At 29.2% G+C, this 733-nt stretch carries 1 protein-coding gene and 1 pseudogene; both read right to left on the bottom strand.

The annotated features are described in order from the left end of the window. Positions 1-296: pseudogene (locus AOG55_RS06740) on the bottom strand (RNA-guided endonuclease InsQ/TnpB family protein); the annotation flags it as partial. Beyond that, entirely contained in the window at positions 293-706 is a 414-nt protein-coding gene (gene tnpA, locus AOG55_RS06735) for an IS200/IS605 family transposase (RefSeq protein WP_055032615.1), read from the bottom strand. The pseudogene AOG55_RS06740 and the gene tnpA, both read right to left, overlap by 4 nt. Positions 707-733: the final 27 nt, after the last annotated feature.

Here is a 733-nt window from a genome sequence, read left to right as displayed (position 1 = left end):
TTCATCTGTGATGATAAATATTTTAAATCCCTTATTTCATAATGGTCCTTTACATACACTGGTACTTTATTTACCTTATAATCCATATTAAAAATATCACTGTTAAATTCCTTATTTATTACATAATTATACAGCCATTTAGCCTCCAAAAATATTCTCCTTAATATCCTTGATGTGTTGGTATTTAGTTTATCACTGTCTATCTTTGTTTTTATAATTACTGCTGATTGAGATTTTCTTTTAATTTTGGTTTTATTCAATGAATCTTTTATTTTATTCTTCTTTGTATTCATCATACCTTCTTCTGATCCTCTATGTACTTTTCAACCACTTCAAGCGTTACTGCACCAACGCTTGCTATAAATTTTGACCTTGTCCATAATGTTGGTATCTTTCTTCTCAATACCGGAAATTCATCCCTTAATACATGTGATGTGTATCCTTTTATAAGGTTAACACATCTAATAACATCTATTCTTGGCTTTAAGTCTATTAATAAATGCACATGGTCTGGCATAACCTCCATTTCTATTATTTTATAGCCGTAGTCATTTTCCTTTTCAATAATAAGCTCCTTGAGTCTTTCATCTATGCCGTTTACTAACACCTTTCTTCTGTACTTAGGTGTGAATATTACATGGTACTGGCATGAAAACACTAAATGATCGTATGATTTGTATTCTTTCTTATACTGAGTTATTTCCATATATTAAATAAAGTATTTATCAACATT

Source organism: Acidiplasma cupricumulans (assembly GCF_001402935.1).
GTDB lineage: Archaea > Thermoplasmatota > Thermoplasmata > Thermoplasmatales > Thermoplasmataceae > Acidiplasma > Acidiplasma aeolicum.
The sequence above is the reverse complement of the archived record's forward strand: the minus strand, read 5'-3'. Positions and strand labels throughout refer to the sequence as shown.